23 protein-coding genes are annotated in these 20069 nt (G+C 49.9%); 12 read left to right on the forward strand and 11 right to left on the reverse strand.

Annotated elements, in window-relative coordinates; genetic code table 11:
• Positions 1–17 precede the first annotated feature (17 nt).
• The 8 genes from J7J49_RS03515 (at position 18) to fliR (ending at position 6487) form a co-directional block, all read left to right on the forward strand.
• The gene (locus J7J49_RS03515; RefSeq protein WP_215090187.1) at positions 18–1736 is read left to right on the forward strand and encodes a flagellar hook-length control protein FliK; all 1719 of its coding nucleotides are present in this window, start codon (positions 18–20) and stop codon (positions 1734–1736) included.
• A 161-nt stretch (positions 1737–1897) separates the two neighbouring features.
• On the forward strand, positions 1898–2374 hold the full coding sequence (gene fliL / locus J7J49_RS03520; protein ID WP_215090189.1) for a flagellar basal body-associated protein FliL: 477 nt from the start codon (positions 1898–1900) through the stop codon (positions 2372–2374).
• Positions 2375–2395: 21 nt separating this feature from the next.
• A complete protein-coding gene (gene fliM, locus J7J49_RS03525; RefSeq protein ID WP_215090191.1) occupies positions 2396–3451 on the forward strand; it encodes a flagellar motor switch protein FliM in 1056 nt (351 codons plus the stop codon).
• A complete protein-coding gene (gene fliN, locus J7J49_RS03530; RefSeq protein WP_215090209.1) occupies positions 3448–4029 on the forward strand; it encodes a flagellar motor switch protein FliN in 582 nt (193 codons plus the stop codon). The genes fliM and fliN overlap by 4 nt, the downstream gene beginning before the upstream one ends.
• Complete coding sequence (gene fliO / locus J7J49_RS03535) at positions 4026–4466, forward strand: flagellar biosynthetic protein FliO (RefSeq protein ID WP_215090211.1); 441 nt, start codon at positions 4026–4028, stop codon at positions 4464–4466. The genes fliN and fliO overlap by 4 nt, the downstream gene beginning before the upstream one ends.
• A 146-nt stretch (positions 4467–4612) precedes the next feature.
• Positions 4613–5353 (forward strand): flagellar type III secretion system pore protein FliP, encoded by a 741-nt coding sequence (gene fliP / locus J7J49_RS03540; RefSeq protein ID WP_251040840.1) that lies wholly within the window; start codon positions 4613–4615, stop codon positions 5351–5353.
• Between the two features lie 68 nt (positions 5354–5421).
• A complete protein-coding gene (gene fliQ / locus J7J49_RS03545; protein WP_007112097.1) occupies positions 5422–5691 on the forward strand; it encodes a flagellar biosynthesis protein FliQ in 270 nt (89 codons plus the stop codon).
• 4 nt (positions 5692–5695) lie between these two features.
• Entirely contained in the window at positions 5696–6487 is a 792-nt protein-coding gene (gene fliR / locus J7J49_RS03550; protein ID WP_211594815.1) for a flagellar biosynthetic protein FliR, read from the forward strand.
• Positions 6488–6550: 63 nt separating this feature from the next.
• Here fliR and flgL read toward each other — a convergent pair whose 3' ends face one another.
• The 11 genes from flgL to flgB form a co-directional block, all read right to left on the reverse strand.
• Positions 6551–7819, reverse strand: a complete 1269-nt coding sequence (flgL, locus tag J7J49_RS03555; protein ID WP_215090215.1) for a flagellar hook-associated protein FlgL — start codon at positions 7817–7819, stop codon at positions 6551–6553.
• A gap of 16 nt (positions 7820–7835) precedes the next feature.
• On the reverse strand, positions 7836–9737 hold the full coding sequence (flgK, locus tag J7J49_RS03560; protein WP_215090217.1) for a flagellar hook-associated protein FlgK: 1902 nt from the start codon (positions 9735–9737) through the stop codon (positions 7836–7838).
• 73 nt (positions 9738–9810) lie between these two features.
• Entirely contained in the window at positions 9811–10839 is a 1029-nt protein-coding gene (flgJ, locus tag J7J49_RS03565) for a flagellar assembly peptidoglycan hydrolase FlgJ (RefSeq protein ID WP_215090220.1), read from the reverse strand.
• Entirely contained in the window at positions 10839–11948 is a 1110-nt protein-coding gene (locus tag J7J49_RS03570; RefSeq protein ID WP_502793503.1) for a flagellar basal body P-ring protein FlgI, read from the reverse strand. Before J7J49_RS03570 ends, flgJ begins: the two co-directional genes overlap by 1 nt.
• A gap of 141 nt (positions 11949–12089) precedes the next feature.
• Positions 12090–12779: a flagellar basal body L-ring protein FlgH gene (locus J7J49_RS03575; RefSeq protein WP_215090222.1), complete on the reverse strand. Its 690-nt coding sequence runs from the start codon at positions 12777–12779 to the stop codon at positions 12090–12092.
• A gap of 38 nt (positions 12780–12817) precedes the next feature.
• Complete coding sequence (gene flgG / locus J7J49_RS03580; protein WP_007112104.1) at positions 12818–13600, reverse strand: flagellar basal-body rod protein FlgG; 783 nt, start codon at positions 13598–13600, stop codon at positions 12818–12820.
• 50 nt (positions 13601–13650) lie between these two features.
• Positions 13651–14409 carry a flagellar basal-body rod protein FlgF gene (gene flgF, locus J7J49_RS03585; protein WP_215090224.1) on the reverse strand — a complete coding sequence of 253 codons (759 nt, stop codon included), beginning with the start codon at positions 14407–14409 and terminating at the stop codon, positions 13651–13653.
• A gap of 31 nt (positions 14410–14440) precedes the next feature.
• Positions 14441–15706 carry a flagellar hook protein FlgE gene (gene flgE, locus J7J49_RS03590; protein WP_215090226.1) on the reverse strand — a complete coding sequence of 422 codons (1266 nt, stop codon included), beginning with the start codon at positions 15704–15706 and terminating at the stop codon, positions 14441–14443.
• A gap of 22 nt (positions 15707–15728) precedes the next feature.
• Positions 15729–16421 (reverse strand): flagellar hook assembly protein FlgD, encoded by a 693-nt coding sequence (locus J7J49_RS03595; RefSeq protein ID WP_215090228.1) that lies wholly within the window; start codon positions 16419–16421, stop codon positions 15729–15731.
• A gap of 3 nt (positions 16422–16424) precedes the next feature.
• Positions 16425–16835 carry a flagellar basal body rod protein FlgC gene (flgC, locus tag J7J49_RS03600; RefSeq protein WP_215090231.1) on the reverse strand — a complete coding sequence of 137 codons (411 nt, stop codon included), beginning with the start codon at positions 16833–16835 and terminating at the stop codon, positions 16425–16427.
• Between the two features lie 32 nt (positions 16836–16867).
• Positions 16868–17302, reverse strand: coding sequence for a flagellar basal body rod protein FlgB (flgB, locus tag J7J49_RS03605; RefSeq protein ID WP_215090233.1), 435 nt, complete (start codon positions 17300–17302; stop codon positions 16868–16870).
• Positions 17303–17503: 201 nt separating this feature from the next.
• Between flgB and flgA the strand changes: the two genes are divergently transcribed.
• The 4 genes from flgA (at position 17504) to J7J49_RS03625 (ending at position 19861) form a co-directional block, all read left to right on the forward strand.
• Positions 17504–18220, forward strand: coding sequence for a flagellar basal body P-ring formation chaperone FlgA (flgA, locus tag J7J49_RS03610; protein WP_215090235.1), 717 nt, complete (start codon positions 17504–17506; stop codon positions 18218–18220).
• 98 nt (positions 18221–18318) lie between these two features.
• The gene (gene flgM, locus J7J49_RS03615; RefSeq protein WP_215090237.1) at positions 18319–18585 is read left to right on the forward strand and encodes a flagellar biosynthesis anti-sigma factor FlgM; all 267 of its coding nucleotides are present in this window, start codon (positions 18319–18321) and stop codon (positions 18583–18585) included.
• 15 nt (positions 18586–18600) lie between these two features.
• Complete coding sequence (locus J7J49_RS03620; RefSeq protein ID WP_215090239.1) at positions 18601–19050, forward strand: flagella synthesis protein FlgN; 450 nt, start codon at positions 18601–18603, stop codon at positions 19048–19050.
• Positions 19051–19120: 70 nt separating this feature from the next.
• Entirely contained in the window at positions 19121–19861 is a 741-nt protein-coding gene (locus J7J49_RS03625; RefSeq protein WP_215090241.1) for an SDR family NAD(P)-dependent oxidoreductase, read from the forward strand.
• The last annotated feature ends 208 nt before the right edge of the window (positions 19862–20069 follow it).

Here is a 20069-nt window from a genome sequence, read left to right on the forward strand (position 1 = left end):
GTGCCAGGGAACTGAATATGAACATTCACCAGTTGCTTTCGGTCAGCCAAAGTTCACCTCAGACACAGTCTCCAGGTGCTTTTAACCGACAAGACCCAGTCAACGGCCTGTTTCACCAGGCGCTGTTACAAGCCTCTGACACCCAACGCTTATCAGCAGGATTAGAAGTCGACGTTGAAAATTTGAGCGCGGCTCTTGAAAGATTGGGGCTTGATGTCAGTGAGAGCGATTTTTCTAAACTTCTCGCTCAACTTCAGCTGCCGAACTCAGGCATCAGCGCGGACACGCTAGGCCTAAATGATGGGCAAGTTTCGACATCTCTTGACGAAATTGCCGGCCGTCTTACACTTATGGCTTCATTTTCTGATGGCAACGCATCGTTGACAGCAAAGCAGTTGACCGACTCGGGTTCATTGCAATTGATTGCGGAACAGCTAAACATCAACACAAACTCACCAGCAACGCCTATCGACCCAGCAACGTTGGAAGCAATCGCTGAACAGTTAAATATTAGTCAAGCGGAAGCTGCGCAACTAGTCGATACACCGGCACTCAAAGCAATCACCCAATATCTAAGCACCCATAAGAGCGGGCCTGTGCAGCCTATCGACCCAGCAGCGCTGAATGCAATCGCTGAACAGTTAAATATTAGTCAAGCGGAAGCTGCGCAGCTGGTCGATACATCGGCATTCGAGGCAATTGCCCAGTATCTAAGTTCGGATAGTAGCGAGCCAGCATTGCCTATCGACCCAGCAGCGCTAAATGCAATCGCTGAACAGCTAAATATTACCCAGTCGGAAGCTGAGCAGTTGATCAATACACCGACGATTAGAACAATCATCCAGACTTTAGGTATGAATAAAAATGGATCTGGGCAATCTATCGACCCAGCAGCGCTGGTAGCTATTGCTGAACAATTGAATATTAGTCAAACGGAAGCTGAGCAGTTGGTCTCCGCGTTAAATATCTTGGCCGGGCAGCAACAGAGACCTCAGCCATTGCCTGTTGATTCGGCTCGCTTAAACGATACACGCTCGCCTGCTGTTGAACTCCAGACAGCCCCTAAGCCGCCGCATGATACTTTTGTTTCTCAAATCAACACCACCGTCAGCACCTCTCCCCAAATCAATAGTGAGACTCTCATGGGTGCTCTATTGACACTAGAGGGAGCAACCAAAGGAAAACAAACTGGCGAGCACTTACTCTCTGGATTCCCGTTAAGCACCGGTGGCCCCGTCACACAATCGCAATCTACACAAGCGTTTGCTCCCACGGCCACCCCGACAGCTGCTACTTTAGCGACGCCGGTTATGAGCCCTGCCTGGTCACAACAGCTAAGCCAGCAGTTAGTACAGATTACACAGCGTGGCGGCGAGCAACACATCCAAATGCAGCTAAATCCAGCGGAGTTAGGCCCACTTTCCATCTCACTAAAATTTGGTGAGCAAGGAGCTCAAGCACACTTTTTGTCAGCCCACGCTCAGGTACGACAGGTGCTCGAACAAGCCATTCCCCAGCTAAGAGAAGCGCTGGCTGAGCAAGGCATATCACTAGGTGAGACGTCAGTTGGCGAACAGCGAGACCCTAACGCTCAAGCCTTTGCTCAATCAGGCGGCAAAAAGGGTGCTGAAGTGGATAGTGACAACGGCGAGATCGGTTCAGATGAGACACATAATAACCAAAGCATTGGAAGCAGTCTGCTGACACTGGATGGGCGAGTCGATCTTTACGCGTAAGTGGTGGCACCTGAATTTGTATGAGCTTTCTGGTAATACGTACACAAAATAGCTAAACCAAAAGATAGGCTTGCCAATTGAGCCTGTTCATTTCATCACAAGCATGCGCTTTAGGCATAATACATTGTTAGTGATACGCATGGAGTTCACAGGAATCGCAAATGGCTGAAAAAAGCGGCGGGTCAAAAAAACTGCTCTGGATAATGATTATCCTTGTGTTGCTGTCGTCAATAGGCGCAGCGGCAGCTATTTATATGGTAATCGACCAGCGTGATGCCGGTTCTGAAGACGCAGAGATGCAACAGGCGATGGAGCGCGAGCCGCCTATTTTTATGCGTATCGAACCTTTTACCGTCAACCTTGCCGATGACAGCTATGGCTCACGCTTACTTTATACAGGTGTGACTTTGCGTGTGGGTAATGAAGAAAGTAAAGCAATTTTAGAAGAACATATGCCTCAAGTGCGTAGCCGTTTGCTGATGCTGTTATCTGGCAAGCAGGCTGATGAGCTTACTTCTTCTGAAGGTAAGCAGCAGCTTGCACAAGCGATTGTTGATCGACTCAACGTCCCGCTAACGGAAAATCAGCCGCCGCTTGATTTGCGTGAAGTTTTATTCACCGAATTTATTGTGCAATAACCTCGGGAACTGGAGCCGTTCATGTCACAGGACGATCTACTGTCCCAGGAAGAAATTGACGCCCTGCTAAAGGGCGTTAGCGGAGATGATGAGCCATCGGTTTCATCGTCCCAAGCGCAAGATGAAGCTCGCGTTCGACCTTATGACCCGTCGACCCAGCATCGCGTTATTCGTGAACGTCTGCATGCGCTTGATTTTATCAACGAGCGCTTTGCGCGCTATTTCCGTACTGGGCTGTTCAACCTATTACGGCGTAGCGCAGACATTACCGTCGAGTCAGTGCGTTATCAGAGCTTCAGCGAGTTCTCGCGCAATGTTCCAGTACCCACAAACCTGAACATTGTGTCGATGAAGCCATTACGTGGTTCTGCTCTGGTAGTATTTCCACCTAACCTCGTTTTTATGGTGGTAGACAACCTCTTCGGTGGTGATGGTCGTTTTGTCACCAAATCCGATGGACGAGAATTCACCAACACTGAACAGCGTATTATCCAGCGCCTGCTTAATCTGGCCCTTGATGCTTATCAGGAGGCTTGGAAAGTCGTTTATCCGCTGGAGATTAGTTTTTTACGCTCAGAAGTGCAGTCAAAGTTTGCCAACATCACCAATTCACCTAATGAAATTGTGGTGAATACCAAGTTCAATATCGAAGTAGGCAACCTTTCGAGCAATTTTCAAATATGTATGCCCTACGCCATGATCGAACCGTTGCGTGATTTACTGGCCAATCCGATCAATGATAGCAACCACGACCAAGACGGCACTTGGTCCCGCCGCATGGCGAGTGAGCTACGTCAGTCAGAAGTAGAATTGGTCGCTGAATTTGCTCAAATACCCAGCCGTATTGCCCATGTAATGGGATTGAAAAAAGGCGACGTGCTACCGTTAGACATTCCGAGCTCTATCACAGCAAGTGTTGACGGTGTTCCCGTCATGGAGTGTGAGTACGGTAGTCAACGCCAGCAGCATGCACTGCGGGTGCTACATATGATTGACCATGCCGCTATGAATAACGCATCGTCCAAAGACTTTATTAAAGGGTCTACGCGACAGAAAGCCAAGGAATCCAAAGCATGACTGATCCCAATAAGCCTGATCAGAACGTCTCTGACGACGATTCAGCGGATGCCATGTCTGAGCAGGAAGAAACTTCTTCAAGTGCCGATGCCGCTAGCGAAGAAGAAGATCCGTGGGCAGCCGCTATGGCTGAGCAAGAAGAAGCTTCTTCAAGCGAAGATGAAGAAGACCCATGGGCATCAGCTATGGCCGAGCAGGAGGCCGTTGAGGAAAGTGAACAACAGGCATCAGAGCCTGAGCGGAAGGCACCTGTTGCGAAAGCCGCAAGTGAAGATATCTTCCGGCCACTAAGCCCCGATAGCGGCTCTTCACAGGCTCGCGAACTTGAAATGATTATGGATATCCCGGTGAAACTCACCGTGGAGCTAGGCCGTACAAAGCTAACCATTAAGCAGTTACTGGAGTTAGCCCAAGGCTCTGTCATTGAGCTCGAAGGCCTCGCCGGTGAGCCGATGGATATATTAATTAATGGCTACTTGATTGCTCAAGGCGAAGTTGTCGTGATCGAAGATAAGTACGGTATTCGTATTACCGAAATCATCACACCTTCTGAACGTATTCATAAATTGAACCGATGAGCGTTGTATCAACTTCAACGCAGAACGGCTCTCTCGATGCACTGAGTAACGGTGGCGAGTCCTTGATAGGCATGGCTGTTCTGGGCAAGACAGCCGCAGCTTTAGCTCTCGTCATAGCAATCATTTTAATCTGCACGGCGCTTTTAAAGCGCTGGGGTAACCATACCACTCGCCATGGAGCCCATCTCCGAATTGTCGGCAGTACTGCCGTGGGCAATCGTGAGCGTGTAGTAATTGTTGAAGTGGAGGATACCTGGTTGGTGGTGGGCGTAGGTGGAGGGCGAATTACTAAATTGCACGAACGCCCAGCCCCCGAAAACCGCACGCCAACGACGCCGCCCCCTTCATCGCGCTTTTCCCGGCATTTATCAAAAGCGCTGACTGCTACCCGTCGCAGTGACTCATCCGCGCCCTCCGATCCACATCAGAAGCCATGAGGCAACGGATGCATTTTCCTTGGCCCGTTTTTTTTCAAGGCAGTGTTACTAAAGAAATTGTTTCTAAAAACATTGTTTCTAAAAGCAATGTATCCAAGTTCAGTGTGTTTAATAACAAGGAAGTAGGCTTTGATAGTCAGCGCTGGCTGTGGCTAGCATTGGCCCTTGGTGTTTGTTTAATACTGGTGGCAGGCCCAGCCCAGGCTCAGCAGATCCCAGGGATTACTTCGCAGCCACTAGAAGGTGGTGGTCAGCAGTGGTCGCTCTCGCTGCAAACACTGCTCTTTTTAAGCTCGCTAGCGTTTTTACCCTCCATGCTGCTGATGATGACGAGCTTCACTCGCATCATCATTGTGCTTAGCCTATTGCGTACGGCAATGGGCACCCAGGCAACGCCACCGAACCAAGTACTCTTGGGCGTAGCGCTATTCCTAACTTTTTTTATAATGTCCCCAGTCTTGGCACAGGTGTACGACAACGCCTGGGTACCACTGACAAATGAAACGATCAATTTTGAAGAATTTTTGTTACTTGCTCAGGAACCATTTCGCGAATTCATGCTCGCCCAAACTCGCGAGCCTGACTTAGCCCTGTTCGTTCGTTTGGCGGATGTAGGGCCGATGCAAGGCCCAGAAGAGTTACCCATGAGAGTGTTGTTGCCCGCTTACGTCACTAGTGAGCTTAAGACTGCATTTCAAATTGGCTTTACTATTTTTATCCCGTTTTTAATCATCGACCTCGTAGTCGCCAGTACGCTGATGGCGCTAGGTATGATGATGGTTCCGCCCATTACGATCTCGTTGCCCTTTAAGCTAATGCTGTTCATTTTAGTGGATGGGTGGCAGCTTATTATTGGCTCGATGGCAGAAAGCTTTTACATGATATAGCGCTTCATTGAGTTATTTTTGTACATGCAAAATGCCGCGACATTTTATTTGGCACACAGGATTCCGCGATGACCCCTGAAATGGTGATGAGTATTGCCTACCAAGGTATGCGAGTAACCCTTCTCCTTGCTGGCCCAATGCTGCTTGCAGCGCTGTTCACTGGTCTTATCATCAGCCTGTTCCAAGCCGCAACGCAAATTAATGAAATGACGCTCACGTTTATTCCTAAAATTTTGGCCGTGTTTACAGTGTTAGTATTAGCAGGCCCCTGGCTGATTGGATTGATTACCGATTTTACTCACCGCTTATTTACTAACATCCCTAGTATGGTGATGTAGCGCTATGGTGGAAGTCACTTTCGCACAGCTACAGGGGTGGTTGGTGGCTTTTTTATGGCCGTTTGCGCGCATTACTGCTTTTATGGCGGCGTCACCGCTATGGGGCCACTCCAGTGTACCTAACCAAGCCAAAGTAGGTTTGGCTGCTCTAATTTCCATTGTCATTGCGCCGATCTTACCGGCCATGCCTGATATTGCCATTATGTCATGGGCTGGGATGGGGGTTATGATCGAGCAGATCCTAATCGGCTTAGCGATGGGCCTCGTCATGCACATCATGTTTGCGGTCGTTCAAGCCGCAGGGGATTTCATCGGTCTGCAAATGGGCCTGGCGTTTGCGAGCTTTTTTGATACGTCGAGTGGTACCAACATCATGGTGCTATCACGCATTCTCTATATGATAACGCTGCTCATGTTCCTGGCACTGAATGGCCACCTGATGGTGCTTGAAACCCTGATTATGAGCTTCCAAACCTTGCCAATTGGCATTGGAACCTTTAACCCAGGGGCTTTTGAGTTACTCGCCAGGTATGCGGGAACAATCTTTGCCTCGGGAATGTTGTTGGCGTTACCGCTGGTTGGCTCCCTACTGACTATTAACCTAGCTCTCGGCATATTGAACCGCTCGGCTCCACAGCTCACGGTGTTTAATATCGGCTTCCCTACCTCTCTCATCGTGGGCCTTATACTGATGATGGTGCTAATGACCGACATTAATCGCTTTTTGCAGCGATTATTTACCCAAGGGCTGGGATTTATGCAGGGACTCATCGAAACGATGGCACCTTTGAATTAAAAAAGCTCATGCTTCACGAAGAAGCATGAGCTGATAATTAAATTCAATTGAGACAAACTAATCCTACATATAATTAAGTAGCGACATTCCTTTCATGTCCACGAACGTTTTTTGCGCGGCCTGTAAGCCCACCTGACGCAAACTGTACTCAGTGATAGCTTCAGCATAATCGAGGTCTACTAAATCTGACAGCGTCTGGGTGTAGTTCAGCATACGATTATCCGCGACTGCATCAATAACCTTAAGCTCATTCAAACGGGCTCCGGCTGAGGCGCGCACGGTAAGAACGTTGTCTAGGCTATTGTCCAGATCGCGCATAGCGGTAATCAAAGTATTGCGCTGATCGGCTTTTTTGGTGGCATTGTCAGCAGGATTTTCTAATACGCGGATAGCTTCTTCCATAGTTCGGAAGAGATCAGGTTGGCGCTGCTCGCCATCAGCTTGCGCGACCAGAATTGAATCACCAGCAACAGGCGTTCCTTCTAAGTTAACCGAAACCCCACCAAAGCTTACCTGCTGAGCAGAGCCATCGAGATTCCCCGTGTACTCAACATCCGTTAAAGTTGGATCAGCGGGATCGGCAGGCACCCAGCCAGTACCATCAAATGTTTCGATATTAAATGTATCAGCGGGATCGTTAAAGGTTATACGGAAATCTGTTCCATAGTCATCATCATTTACATTGTTTATTTGCGGCCCACGAAATGTCAGAGTGCCTTCATTGAGATCACCACCTACACGCTTTGCTTCAGCCACGTAGCCAGCACCGCTGGGAACGCTCTGGAAGATAGTCACGCCATTATCCGCTACCGGCATTAAACGCGTAGCATCGACACGCTGCTCGCGAGAATTCGTATCGCCTCTATATTCCACACTACCGTCGGCAGACTTCACAAAGGGCGGGGTATTATCTTTGTAGCCGCCGAACAAATAACGACCATTACCATCAGTTGAATTGGCTTGGCCCAGCATGGTTTCGTAAACACCTTTGAGCTCGCTAGCGATGGACTCGCGTTGTTCGTCAGTCAGCGTGTCACTAGACGCCTGAATCAACAATCCTTTCGCACTTGTTATGGCATCACTAACGCTATTGATAATGCTTTCAGACTGCGACAGAGAATTACGCGCCGATATACGTGAATCTGAATATTGTTCAGTCACTGCCTTTGCCTGATCAACACCAATTGCCCGCGAGGCGGCCTGAGGATCGTCGGAAGGGTTAACCACGCGCCGTCCACTGGCCATCTGCTGACTAACCCTCATCAAGTCGCTCTGCTGGCGGTTCATAGACGCCGTGCTTTGCTCGAACATGGTAACGGTACTAATACGCATAACTTAAGCTCCCGAGTTAACCGCGCAGGTTCAAGATGGTGTCCATTATCGTGCCAGCCGTATCGATGACTCTCGCGTTAGCCATATAGTATTGCTGGTAACGCATCAAATTCGCCATTTCTTCATCAATACTTACGCCTGATTCCGACTGTTGCACGGCACGCAGTTGATCGGTAAGGCCCTGTCGAGCATCTAAATTAACTTCTGTGATATTGGTACGGTTACCGACATCGCTGACCATTGATGCATACGCACCGGTAAGGGTGGCGCTAGCGCCAACAATCGACTTAGCCTGCAGTTCTTGCATTGCCAAGGCGTTGCGGTTATCACCCGCATTAGCGTCGCTAAGGCTGATATCAAGACTGGCGGTTTCACCTGCTACAGGTAATGTGTCCAGGGTGAAACTAAGGCCATCAATACTGATACGATCGCCCTCTTGCAGTGTGTCTGTGGCCGGGTTGAAGGCATTCCCGTTCACTGAAATCACTGTTGCAGGTGTAACAGTCAACGCACCATTCTCATCGACTTCCAGCTCATAATCTTCATTGGCGGAGAAGGCGCCGCTTGCGGCAGCTAATTTGCTGATGTCCAGATTTCCTTCGCTTTCAATTAAGCTACTCGCTGCAATTTTGTCCACATCAGCAATATTCGTTTCCATACCATTAGCCGCACGACGCACTGGTTGGATTTCAAATCGGTCACCATTTTGGGGCGCCCCACTGAACTCAAGGATGACACCTCCAAATTTTAGTTGGCCATCGTCATCCCACGCATCCTGATCAAACTCAACTTCTTGGCCGTTATCGTTGCGCGTCACGATAGGAGCCGAAGGCGCTGCACCTTCAAAACGGACGGTATAATCTGTAGCCCTAAGGGCATCAATCTGCTCAGTGTCAAATTGAGCGCTCGTAATATTAACGCCGCTATTTCCTTCATACCCATAGGTTTGCGGTGCGCGTACAGCAAAAAAGTCTTCGCCCTGATCACCGCCCAAATCCACACCCAGCTTGTGCTGCGCATTGAATGCAGTCGACAGGGATACAGCTAGCTGACCAATTTGGTTCTGTGTTTTATCTAGGGTTTCTGAACGAAAACTCATTAAACCGCCCAGCGCCCCTCCTTTGATGGTGGACTCGTCTAGCTGAACGACATTACCACCACCATCGCGATAACCCACTACCGTGCGCTGAGGATCGTAATCGGCTTGAACTGCTTCTAGTTGGAACGAGCTGGTGCCTGTCACCAGCGGCTGACCATTCGGCAAGCTAAGACTGTAGCTTTTGCCATCCTGAATATTTAGGCGCAAATCCATACGCTCATTAAGGTCAGATACCAATTGATCACGCTGGTTGAGCAGACTATTGGGAGCCTCCCCACTGCGAGCGCGGGCCAGGGCAATCTCTTTATTTAAGCCGGCGATCTGCTCGGTGGTGTTATTAATCTGGGTAATTTCATCCTTGATCTGGCCATTAATATTGCCTTGCATATCTTGCAGGTAGCCATCAAAGGAACGGAATTGTGAACTCAGCGTATTTGCGGTACCCAGAACGCCCTGACGCGCCGCTGGATCAGAGGGTGAGGACGCCAGATCTTCTAATGAGGAGAAAAAATTCTGCATCAGAGGGGCTAAACCAGCTTCGCGGTCTGCCAGCAAATTATCAATTTGCGTTACTTGGCTATAGTAAGTGGAAAGCGCACTAGACTGTGTTTTGGCACTATTTAACTGGTCAGCTACATACGCATTGAACTGGCGCTCGATATCATTGACACGAACTCCTCCACTCGCGCGCCCCTGGCCTAACTGTGTAATCTCACGGTTATAACCAGGAGTGTTGATATTACTAACATTATTGCTAACGGTGTTGAGGGCATTCTGCGCCGCATTGAGGCCGCTTAAGCCGATCGAAAACATGCTCATGGTTCAATTCCTTAGGCCGATACCTATATATTCTTTAAGTATCGGCACTGCGCAGAAAAACTTGAGGAAAGGGCTAGCGAGAATCGGCTAAAAAATTGCTAGCAGCGTTCAGTGGCCCCATAGTATTCATCACCGCTACCAGCTTGTCGGCATAGCGCGGATCAGTAGCATACCCCCCGCGCTGAAGCTCTCTCGCCGCCTGTTCCGCGTTAGGGGCCTGCACCACACCGGCATAGCGAGGATTATTGCCGATTAGGCTGGCATAGTCAGTAAAGGCATGTTCGAACGAGTCATAGACGCGGAAGGTATCGACCACCTGCGTCCGTCTCCCATTGATATATTCGTGAGTCACGATATCAGTGGTTTCGCCCTTCCAATGACTGCCAGCTTTGATGCCAAAAAGGTTGTGGCTATTACTGCCATTGCGCGTAGTAATTTCATGTCGCCCCCAGCCTGTTTCTAGCGCGGCCTGAGCCAGAATTAATTCAGCAGGAACCCCAGTGGTCGCACTAGCGGCCTGGGCAGGAGCTGACAGCGTTTGCATAAACTGACCGACATGCCCTGTCCCATGTTGCTCTCGCTGCGTTAGCGGGGGAGCATCGACTACACTCCCTCTATTCACGCCTTGGCGAATAGCCTCTAGCTCGGCTAAGAAGCGTCCGTTGCTCTGCTCTTTGGAAGCTCCATCCACTCCGGAACTAACCGCATATGAATCGTCAAGCGTGCGTGGCGTGCCACGGGGGATACCAGCGATTAATGCTTGTAGCTCTTGATCGGCATTAGGTTGCGCTTTTGAGATGGCACCTTGGCGCTCCAACTGCTCAACCAAGACCTCAGCAAGCCCCATTCCACGCGAAGCCATCACCTGTGACCACTGCTGATCCAGCATCGATTGATAAGTATCTGTCGCGCTGCTGTTCATCAGCTGTGAACTGGGCGTAGCGTCGCGCATACTTTTCATCATCATTTGAATAAAAAGCGCCTCAAACTGCTGGGCTGCGCCATTAACGCCCGCTTCAGGGTCGATGCGTGCGGTGTGTTGAAGACGCTGAAACCCATTCATATCCAGGGCAAACTGACTGGTCATATCACTCGCACTCATTAAATGACCTCCAGCTCAGCACGCAGTGAACCCGACGCTTTTAACGCTTCCAGAATCGACATTAAGTCTTGTGGGGTCGCACCTAAGGCATTCAAGGCATTAACCACTTCGTTGAGCTGTGCGCCCTCTACGATTTGCAGATAAGCCTCTTGCTGCTCAATCTCAATATCCGCGTCAGGTACCACGACCGTCTCACCCTCTCCAAAGGGATTAGGCTGGCTAACTCCAAATTGGGTGTCAATCATGATCGACAGACTACCGTGGGCCACCGCCGCCTCTCGCAATGTGACAGCACTATTCATCACTACCGAACCGGTACGTGAATTCAGTACAACGCGAGCAGGAGCTTCCGTAGGCGTTACCTGAACATTCTCGACACGGGCCATAAAGTTGACCCTTGCATTGTCGTCATTAGGTCCATCCAGAGCAATTACCCGACCATTACGAGCATAGGCTACCGACTGACCAAACTCGTTATTAATCGCCGTCACCATGCGCTGAACGGTGCCAAAATCGGCATCGTTGAGCTGTAATTCAAGCATGCCACCATTACCGCCCAGGTTAAGCGGTACTTCCCTTTCAACCAGCGCGCCATTGGGAATACGCCCCGATGCCTGCTGATTGATCTGCACGCTGCTGCCTCCCGCTTGGGCGCCTGCACCACCTACCAACATGTTGCCCTGGGCAATCGCATAGGTATCGCCATCGGCACCTTTTAACGGTGTCATTAAAAGCGTACCGCCTCGCAAGCTGCGTGCATTAGCAATCGATGAAACCACTATATCTAAGCGCTGGCCTGGCCTCGAAAATGGCGGGAGATCAGCTGTCACCATCACTGCAGCCACATTGCGTAATTGTAGATTCGTACCGGAAGGGACGGTTACCCCCAGTTGAGAGAGCATGTTGGTCAGGCTTTGACTGGTAAAAGGCGCTTGTGTCGTTTGGTCACCGGTACTATCAAGACCAACCACTAGGCCGTAGCCAACCAACTGGTTATCACGAACACCGGCAAAGCTTGCCAGTTCACGCACACTTTCCGCCTGGGCGGGTAACGCCAATAGGCTTATGAACACTAAGGCGCACAGCTGGAGTGCCCAGGTGTTGGCTATTCGGCGGTTAATTACTCCCAGGCTGCTTCTCCAAAAACTACTTAATCGCATCGCTGTTAGCCGCTGTCGTTCTTTCATGGAAGGGCCTTTTATTGCCGGGCCGGTCAAGAGTAGCTCTGTCATTGATGGCTCCCCATAGAGCTAGAACGGCGAGACGTTTAAGAAGAAACGTTGTAGCCAACCCATGTGCTGCGCTTCGTTAATATAACCGTCACCCACATATTCGATACGCGCATCCGCGACCTGGGTAGAAGGAACTGAGTTCTGCGCGGTAATTGTGCGAGGGTTAACCACACCAGAAAAACGAATGAACTCGGTACCCTGATTAATGGCAATTTGTTTTTCGCCACGCACGCGTAAATTACCGTTATTCATCACCTCTAACACTGATACAGTAATGGTACCAGTAAAGGAGTTATTGGCCTGCGACCCACCACTTCCAGCGAAGTCATTCTCACCTGAAATATCAAAGCCATACTCGGCAAGCGTATCCAGAACATCAGGCAACTGTGCCAGTTCCAGACTGGCGCTGCCGCTGCGTCCCGCGTTGGATTGCGAGTTTTTGCTCGCACTGACCTCTTCATCCAGCACAATGGTCAAAATATCGCCAATAGCACGCGGCCTACGGTCTTCAAAGAGCGGCTGATAACCTTGCCTAGCTTGATAAATAGAGCCATTGGGGATAGGCGGCGGTCGATCAACAATGCTGATCTGCTCTTGCTCACCCACGACAGAGGCCCTCGGAATCTGAGCGCACCCGGCAACTACTAGCATTAAAAGCACCAGCCCCGCTAGCGCAATACGACGTGACATGTGGTGCAACTCCAGCATAACGCAACCTGTAAAGTAAGCACGGTGAGTAATAACCGTTACAGCTGGCTTAAGCGTGCCAACATTTCATCGCTGGTGGACACCGCTTTGCTATTAATTTCATAGGCACGCTGGGTCTGGATCATATTGACCATCTCTTCAACGACGTTGACGTTGGAGGTTTCAACGTAGCCTTGGAACAGACGACCAGCACCATTCATGCCTGGCATGTTTTCATTGGGCGCACCTGAAGCCCCCGTTTCTAAGTAAAGATTTCCTCCAATACTCTGAAGGCCAGCTGGATTAATAAAGGTACTGACAGTGATTTGCCCCACCTCATTATCAAGCGCAACACCCGGCTGACGAACGCTCACGGTGCCATCTTCACCTACATTCACTGATAGCGCATTGGCCGGTAAGAAAATAGCAGGCTCAACAGGGTAACCATTGGCGGTCACCATCTGGCCATTTTCATTTAGCTGAAAACTACCGTCACGGGTGTAGGCCGTCGTACCATCTGGCATTAGCACCTGAAAGAACCCTTCGCCATTGATCGCGAGATCGCGTGAGTTTTCAGTCTGTTCTAACCCACCTTGGGTATGCAGACGCTCAGTCGCCACGGCACGTACGCCGGTACCCACCTGCATGCCGGACGGTAGCCGATCCTGAATATTGTTCTGAGCGCCGGGCTGACGCATGTTCTGATACAGCAAATCTTCAAAAACGGGGCGTGAGCGCTTAAAACCATTGGTACTCACGTTAGCTAGGTTGTTTGAGATCACGTCTAGCTTGGTTTGCTGAGACTCTAAACCAGTTTTTGCTGTCCACAACGACTTAATCATAATTATACTCCCTTGACCGACTGACGAACATCAGCTTTGAATGGCCAACATCAACCTTGAATAGATAGAATCCCGTTAGCGCGCTGAGCATTTTCGTCAGCCGTACTCAGCACTTTCATCTGCATGTCATAGCGGCGTGCCACATCTATCATCGAGACCATGGCATCGATTGCGCTGACATTACTGCCTTCCAGGGCTCCACTAACCAACTTGGCGTTTTCGTCAGCGGGCAAGACCCCTGGTTCACCCTCTTCATTAGGGGGTGCACGAAACAGGCCATCTTCGCCGCGCGTTAACTCACCACCCTCGGGCGTCACTAATTTAATACGCCCTACCTCGACCAGCGCTTCCGGACCTACGCCTTCGGGGATAGCACTAATCGTGCCGTCGGCACCGATGGAAATTTGCGCCCCTTGCGGGACGGCAATGGGGCCGCCTTCGCCCATCACGGGTCGTCCAACGCTGAGCAGCACGCCATCATTGTCAATCTGCAGGTCACCACGGCGTGTATAAGTTTCAGTACCGTCATCGGCCTGCACCGCCATCCACGCATCATCTTGCATCGCGACATCAAGCGTGCGGCCCGTATACTCAACGGGCCCTTGAGAAAAGTCACTGCCAGGCGTGGTGGTCACCGCAGAGGTACGCGTTGCCAGTAACGCTTCACCTTGTACGGGCACAGAACGAGCGGCCTGCAGCTGTGCACGAAAACCAGTGGTGGTTACATTCGACAGGTTATTACTCACCACCGACTGCTGATCCATACTGTTCTTTGCGCCACTCATGGCGGTATAGAGCATTCGATCCAAGGTACTTACTCCTTACAAATATGACCGATCATTAAAGATTAATAACGGTCTGCAGGAGCTCGTCCTGGGTACTGATGGTGTTGGAGTTTGCCTGGTAAGCACGTTGCGAGACAATCATATCCACAAGCTCTTTGGCCAAATCCACATTAGAAGCTTCGACAGCACCTGACTCAATTTGACCATACTGTCCAGAGCCGGGCGCACCCGTGTTAGCTACACCTGAACTATTCGTTGCTGCCCACAGGTTGTTGCCTAACGCCCTCAGCCCCTCTTCATTGCGAAAAGTATCTAATACAATCTGACCTGCAGGACGAGATTGCTCATTAGAGAAGTTACGCATTACGGTACCATCAGCAAGCACTTCGACACCCACTAAAGCGCCTGATGTGTAACCATTTTGATTAAACTCTCTCCGCGAAGAGGTGTCTGCAAACTGAGTGCTTCCATCAAACATTAAATCAAATGAAACGTCTTCCGCGTCAGTACCGCCTGGGAAAGTAATTGTAGCGCTATCATCGCCTCCATTTACTCCGGTTACGTTACCATCAGCATCTGTTAGCAATCGCCCGCTAGTAGTAAAGTTAAGTGTGAAAGTGCCTCTTTCTACACCATTGGTAACCGCTGTCGCATTCCACAGATTGTCCGCACCTCTCTCAAAATAAGTCGACACGTTTATCGCATTACCTAACGAATCATAAGCCGTAAAACTGTTTGAAAAGTGGTACGGCAACTCAGTTCCATCATTTAATTCGACAGTGCTTAAACCCTGTCCTTGAACAGTCGTGGCGTCCAGATTAAGAAGGATGTTAGCTTCTGAGGTAGCCCTCGCTGGTATGTCATTCGCAGCCACATTTAAAGGAACCGGATCACTTCCCACTAACACGTCAGAAAAAGGAAATGCTAACTGCTCGGCCGTATCTTCAGTAATTTGGGTATCCAGACCATATCCCATCAGTCTGGCGCCTTGCGCATTAACAATATCGCCATTAGCAGCCAAGCTGAACTCGCCATTTCTTGAGTAGGCTACTTCACCTGAAGACTGTTCCATACGATAGAAACCACTACCAGAAATAGCCAAGTCAAGATTGCGGTTTGTGCTTTCGATACTACCTTGTGAGAAGTTTTGACGAGTATCAGATACCTTGACACCAATTCCTTGGGAATTAGCGAATACGTCGGCAAAACGAACGCTTGAACTTTTGTAACCCACGGTTTGTGAGTTGGCGATATTATTGCCTGCAGAATTAAGCTTTTCTGACTGTGCGTTAATACCAGAGAGAGCAGTTGTAAATGACATAGTAGATCCTCAGATATCCGATTTATAGAATTTGTTTAACATCGTTCAGGTTGACTTGGCCATAGATAGCGCCTAGATCCAGCCGAACACTGCCACTGCCATCATTCGGCGTCACACGGTTGACCACCGCATACTGCAAGGCTGTGGATTCAATCTTTTCACCTTCGGCGTTGGTCGCCTCTAGCTGTACGGTATACCGGCCACTGGCAGCCGCCTCGTTTTGATCATTGAACCCCGGCCAGTCGAACGAATGAACACCAGCTTTCAGTGGACCGAGATCATCGTAACGTTTTATGATTTGCCCGCCTTCACCCACGATAGTCGCTTTAACATTCTTCGCTGGCTCGGCCAACTCTATGCCAAAGGGTGTTGTATACGTATTCCCATCGCTATCTTGCTCCAGCAAAACATCCTTACCAGGCACCATAACGCCTTTGCCAATTAGGCCGCTGGCTTGAAGTGCCTGATTGGCATCCATCTGGCTGGTAATGCCCTCTAGCGTGCTATTCAACTCTTCAATACCGCTGACCGTGTTAATTTGCGCTAACTGGGAGGTCATCTCCGAGTTTTCCATCGGATTGAGCGGATCCTGGTTCTGCAGCTGCGTAATCAGTAGCGTCATAAAGCTTTCACGCAGCTCATCGGATTGGCGAGCTGAGAGACCATTCGAGCCGCCGCCGTTTATGTTATTTAGTACACTCGTATCGACATTCATGGCTTACCCCTCACCCAGCGACAGCGTCTGCATCAGCATCTGTTTAGTGGTGTTAAATACTTCGACGTTAGCTTGATAGGAACGTGAGGCAGAAATCATATTGACCATTTCATGTACCGGCTCTACGTTCGGCTTTGCCACGTAACCCTCTTCGTCCGCCGCCGGATGGTTAGGCATATATTCCATACGCAGCGGCGAATCGTCTTCTACTACTTCGGTGACGCGGACACCGCCAACACCATAGCGATTACCTTGTGCTTGAGTCTCAAACATTACCTGCTTGGCTCGATAGGTTTCACCATCCGGCCCAGCAACACTGTCGGCATTGGCCATATTGCTAGCGGTAACATTCATACGCTGGGCTTGGGCGCTCATTGCCGAACTGGCAATATCAAACGTAGAGAACATCGACATGGTTGGTTAGCTCCTCACTAATTTGGCCTGGATTATTCGGGCTGCATGGCATTTTTCAGTCCTTGAATACGACTGTTGAGCATCGTGATCCCGACCTGATAACGCACAGCGTTATCAGCGAACTGCGTGCGCTCACGATCCATATCAACCGTATTTCCATCCAAACTAGGCTGGTCGGGAATGCGGTAAAGTAAATCTGCGTGGCCCGTTCCACGCCATGCAGGGCCTTCTCCAGCAATATGGTTTCCAGCAGTGCGCGCCAGTGTCAGACCGCCGCCAGTATTACTCGATGCATTCTGAGTACCGTCTACTGCTTTTTTTAGCTCACTAGCAAAATCAATGTCTCGCGCTTTATAGTTAGGCGTATCGGCATTGGCAATGTTCGCCGCCAACACATCGTGACGTGCTTGGCGTAAACCCACTGCTTGCTGATGAAAATTAAAGGCAGATTCCAGTTGATCAATCATGCCGACCCTCGCTTTGAGGCAAAAAATAAAATGGATTTTGTTGATGATGAAGAATACGTCTGGAACTGTCAGCCTAAAGCATGGAACAGCTGGCGTTTCTGCCAGCATTTCGCGTGATACGGCTGCTACCTTTTCGCTACACTGAGCAATGAATCCACTTCTTTGCTCTCCTCCCTAAGCTCCCAAGCAAGTGACCTTTCCATGCTACAACAGCACTTTACTAAGCCAAGCACGCTTCGCTTCTGGCAAGTGATTATTTTTACGGCAATTCTATGCATAGCTGCATCAACCAAAGCTCAGGCTGATGACGATGCCCTTCTTCAACAAGTGCATCAGTTTTTATACGAGGAGACACGAGCATTAGGCGAAGAAGTGGTCATTGATTTACGGCCACCGTCTCCCCATTTACCGGAATGCGTCCAACCGGAGCCCTTTTTACCCAACGCCAATCAAGCCCCCTTGGGCCGAGTCTCCGTAGGGGTACGTTGCGGTGAAGACAGCCGACAAGTCCGTTATTTGCAAGCCCAAATTGATGTCATCGGCAATTACGTAGTGGCAGCGAGAGATATTGAACGAGGCACACTGATCACCTCAAGCATGCTCAGCGTACGCGGTGGCAATCTTGGTGACCTGTCGGCTCAGGCGTTGACTACTGAAGAAGATATTGTGGGTAAAATAGCTCAGCGTCCCATTCGCAGTGGTAGCGCCTTTTTAGCCCATTACTTACAAGCGCCTCATTTAGTTGAACGCGGGCAGCGCGTTACTGTCATAGCCCAAGGCTCTGCTTTCCGAGTTTCACGCGAAGGCGAAGCGCTTGAAAATGGCGCTCTTGGTGAGCGGGTTAGGGTTCGCTTTGGTTCACGGGAAATCATGACTGCTCGCGTCACAGACCGAGGGGTTTTGGTGGTGGATTTTTAACTTGCCACCTAAAGTTATACCCAGCCCTGCCGATAGTTACTTTTATACAAGCTATACTAAACGCAAAGCGCATCGACGCTGACGATGAGGCAGACGACGTGAATATTGATAACATTAATCCGCTGTTACGCTCTAACCAAGCCCAGCAGCGCGATGAAACGCAAAAAACTAACAGCGTAACACCGGCCACACCGGGCGGTACAACGCGCGAATCGACTCAGTTGAGCCAATCAAGTATCGATGAATCTCAGGATATCGATAGCGCCAAAGTTGAAGAGATTCGTGACGCTATTCGCGAGGGTCGCCTTGAAATGAGTGCTGACCGCATCGCAGATGGCCTAATTGCAAATCTTAAAGATTTTTAAAGGGGGACGCTTTAAATGAGCCTTGCATCCTTGCTTGCCGACCAACAACAGCGGCTTGACGAGTTAATCTCGTTGTTGTCTCACGAGCAAAATTTATTGACGCAAGGTGACATTGACGGTGATGCACTCTCTAAGGTTGCACTAGATAAGCAGTCCTTATTGGCCGAGCTAGAGCGCATTGAAATTGTGCGCCGCAATGTACAAAAGCGTCTTGGATATGCAGAAGGCGCTAACGGCGCTAAAGCGGCAGCTCAAGATGCAGGTTGTCAGATAGCTTGGAATAGCTTACTGGAGAAGAGTGAGCGAGCTTCACGTAAAAATGAGCTAACGGGGCAAATGCTGTCAGTTCGGATGAAGCATAATCAGGCAATGCTCGATTACATTCGGCAAATCGCAGAAAAAACGCTCTACAAGCCAGATGGACGTAATAGCCCCCAACCAGGCAAAATTAACGCTTCCGCCTGATCTCTCTCGACAAGCCATCTTCATAGCGTTTCAATGAAAGCCTTCACTAGCAGGATTAAAAAGGCTTCTCATGTTTAGTTTACTGCCTCATCATTACACAGCGCTGGTTGTCGGCGCATCGGGGGGGATAGGTGCTGCCATTATTAAACAGTTACTCTCTTCCTCTCAGGTCGGCCACATTATTGCGGTAAGCAGGCAACCACCACGAATTGACAATCCCCGCCTTACTTACCTAATGCTCGATGTTTCCCAAGAGCGGGGAAGGCAGGCACTTAAGAAAGAACTAGCTGCCCAGCCAATCCACTTCTTTTTCAATGCCATCGGCATCCTTCATGATGACGCCCACCGACTGGTGCCCGAGAAGCGCCTCGATCAGCTTAGCGCCGAAAGCCTAGTGCACACAATGAACATCAATGCCTTTGTGCCGATCTTATTGCTAGCGGCACTGAAAGATTCTTTCAAAGGATCACACCCTGCAGTAATTGCCAGCCTTTCAGCTCGCGTTGGTTCAATTGAAGATAATCAGTTAGGGGGCTGGTACAGCTATCGTGCCAGCAAAGCAGCGCATAACATGTTGCTTAAAACAGCATCTATTGAGCTCAAGCGCCTTAATAAGCAGTCTACCGTCTTATGCCTGCACCCTGGCACAACTGATACGGCACTCTCCAAGCCCTTTCAAGCCAGGGTTTCTGACGACAAGTTATTCACACCCGCGTTTGTAGCAGAACAGCTGTTGGCCGTCATCGCCCGGCGAACGCCCGATGATAGCGGTACATTTTGGGCTTGGGACGGCCAGCCTATTGATTGGTGATTTTCCGTTCAAAACGCAAAAAAAATCCCCCAGCGCATTTAGCCCTGAGGGATTTTTCACAATAAGTGCCTGACGATGACTAGGCCGGCCATCCGGGACTCTCCATGGGGAGACCCCTTGGTTTTCTTCCATACAAACAAAAAACCCAGCCGATTGGCTGGGTTCTTCGTTTAATAAGTGCCTGACAATGACCTACTCTCGCATGGGG

The organism is Halomonas sp. ISL-56, assembly GCF_018612805.1.
Taxonomy (GTDB): Bacteria; Pseudomonadota; Gammaproteobacteria; order Pseudomonadales; family Halomonadaceae; genus Vreelandella.